Below are 2,640 nucleotides of genomic sequence, written 5' to 3'. Positions count from 1 at the left end.
CGCCAGCTGCGTCCTGTGGGCGCTGGTCCTGGCCGGGCTCAGCGACCAGCCTCTGGCGCTGCAGGCCGCCACCTGGGCGGTCGGGGCCGTGGCACTCGCCGCGGTGCTGGGCGCCCCGCCCGAGCACGCCGGTGCGCCGGCGAGCCTGGTGGTGGCAGGCATCGGGCTGGCAGCCGTGGCCTTCATCGGCGGTTCGGCGCTGTTGTTCGAACTGGGCCTGTCGATCGCGGCCGCAATCGCCGGCTGCGCGCTGTGGCTTTGGCCCCGCGCCCGCATCGGCTTCGGCGCCTGCGGCGCGGTGGTGTCCGTCATCGCCTGGCTGACGCTGGCGCAGGGCGTAGCCCTGCTGACGCCGGTGCCGTCCGAGGTCATGCTGCTGCTGACCGGCGCCCTGCTGTCCGGGCCGATGGTGCGCTGGGTGTGGCGCGGACGTCATCCGGCAGCGGAGGCGCTGATCGTCGCGGTGGTGGCCGCGCTCTGGGTCGCTGCCGCGGTCGTGCTGGCACTGCACGGCGACGCCCAGGCACCGCGCGACACGCAGGACGACCCCTATTACACCCCTCGCTGGTAGGCCATCCTCCCAATCTCATGATGCCCTCCRCCTCCCCCCTTCCCGGCATTGATGCGCTGTGGCCCCTGTGCCTGGAGATCGCGGCGGGACGGCGGGGCTGCCAGTCGCCGCCTCTGGCAGGCTCCGGGGGACCGATCGGCTGGAGCGAGGCGCAGGGTTTCGCGCTGCAAGGCTTGTGGAACGACGAGGCCGTCGAGCTATTCGAATTGCTCAAGCCCCTGCTCGACCAGCCGCGCGCCGGAACGCCCTGGGCGATCGGCCAGCTCGGACAGAGCCTGGACGGCTGTGTCGCCACCCACGGTGGCGACTCCAACTACGTCAACGGACCCGAGATGCTGGTGCACCTGCACCGCCTGCGCGCCCTGTGCGACGCGGTCATCGTGGGCGCCGGCACCGCGGCCATCGACAACCCGCAGCTCACGACGCGGCGCGTGGCGGGCGCCCATCCGGTGCGCGTGCTGCTCGACCCCGGCCTGCGTCTGCCGGCCTCGCTGCGCGTCTTCACGGACCGGGCGGCGCCGACACTGCTGGCCTGCGACGCCAGCCGTGCGGCCGAGGCCGTGAGGCGCGTGGGCGTGGACCAGGTGCTCAGCGTGCCCGGCCTGGTGAACGAGGATGGAGAGCTCGCACTTCGCGCGCTGCAGGCGGCCCTCGCGCAGCGCGGCCTGCGCGTGCTGTTCGTCGAGGGCGGCGGCATCACGGTGTCGCGCTTCATCGCCCAAGGCTGCCTGGATCGGCTGCACCTGAGCATCGCACCGGTGATCATCGGTGCCGGGCGGCCGGGCCTGCAGTTGCCGCGCAGCGCAGCGATGCGCGACTGCATGCGGCCGCCCGGGCGCGTGTTCCGGATGGGAGCCGACGTGTTGTGGGACCTGGACTTGCGCTCGGCGCAGAGCGGATCAGGTCGATGAGATCACGGCTTTCTTGTCGACTCCACCTTCGCGCACTCACACCGAGGTCGGGACGGCCTGCCATCTTTACTTGCCGCTGCGATCTCGCGAAGGTCGATGCCTTGCGCTTTCAACTCCGCATGCGCCGACTCGGGCAGCAGCCGGTTGGCAAGCTCACGAGCATCTGCGGCGCCTTGAAGGTGCTCCGACTCCCGCCTTGCACGAACTTCTCCATCTTCAGCATTTCGTCACCTCGATTCTGTACGGGCAGTCTATCGACGGCACAGGGCCCGCCGCAGCCGCCGACGCAGAATCAGAAATTTCCCATCCACGATGGCAACGCGAGCAGGTCGAGGTGGCCGACGCACAGCCGGCTTCGGTCGATGTCGGCCAGTCGCCGCGCCAACCATGCAGCGACCAGCGCACCGGCGGCCGGGTCCTGCGCGGCCGCCGCGGCAGCCGTGCCTTCGAGCATCGCGCGCAGCATGGCCACGTCCCGCTGGCCCGCGCGGGCGTCGATCGTCCAGTCACTGCGGGCCCGCACGAGCTCGTATCCGATCGCGGCCAGCCGGCTGGCAGCGAAGTCGGCCGCGGTGCTGCCGAGCGCGGCACCGAAGCCCTTGTCTCGCCGTTGATCCGCGGCGAACAGCCGATCGACCGCCTGGTCGCCCTCGCAGGCCGGCTCCCACGCCACCCGCCCGTCGACACTGAGGGCGAACAGTGCCGCCGCGCCGGCCGTCCCGATCTTCTGCAGCAGGGCTTCGAGCCACGACGCGGACACCAGGTCGAGCAACGCCGACGCGGTGACCAGCGAGGCCGGCGCGAACGGCACGGCATCGAGCGACGACGCCAGATCGACGCATTGCGTCCGGAGCTCGGCGGTCCAGTCCGGGCCGTCGATGCGCAAGCCCTCCGGATCGGCCCGCAGTACCAGGCCATGCGCCTGGGCCCAGGCGGCGCAGGCCGCGGGCAGCGCGGCCAGCAGCAGCGGATCGTGGTCGGCCAGCAGCCAGCGCTGCGCGCCGCCGAGCCGGGGTGACAGCGCGCGCAGATTGGCACCGGTGCCGCAGGCCAGATCGAGCACCGCCAGCGTGGGTTGGCCAGCGCGCAGGCGAAGCGCCAGCGCGCGCAGATCCAGCGCGTCCGCCGCCTCGCCGCGGGCCGCCAGATCGAAAGGCT

Annotated in this window: 3 protein-coding genes; 2 read left to right on the top strand and 1 reads right to left on the bottom strand. The window is 72.2% G+C overall.

The features are described from left to right. Together AC1DY5_RS50720 and AC1DY5_RS50715 are read left to right on the top strand one after the other, a co-directional pair. The coding region (locus AC1DY5_RS50720; protein ID WP_478121865.1) for a hypothetical protein at window positions 1-571 on the top strand (571 nt) is incomplete at its 5' end. 17 nt (window positions 572-588) lie between these two features. Beyond that, window positions 589-1,482, top strand: a complete 894-nt coding sequence (locus AC1DY5_RS50715) for a RibD family protein (protein ID WP_478121864.1) — start codon at window positions 589-591, stop codon at window positions 1,480-1,482. 292 nt (window positions 1,483-1,774) lie between these two features. Here AC1DY5_RS50715 and AC1DY5_RS50710 read toward each other — a convergent pair. Continuing rightward, the coding region (locus tag AC1DY5_RS50710; RefSeq protein ID WP_478121863.1) for a hypothetical protein at window positions 1,775-2,640 on the bottom strand (866 nt) is incomplete at its 5' end.

It is taken from the genome of Variovorax sp. P4_D9 (assembly GCF_056401695.1).
This window is presented reverse-complemented; position numbering and strand designations above follow the sequence as displayed.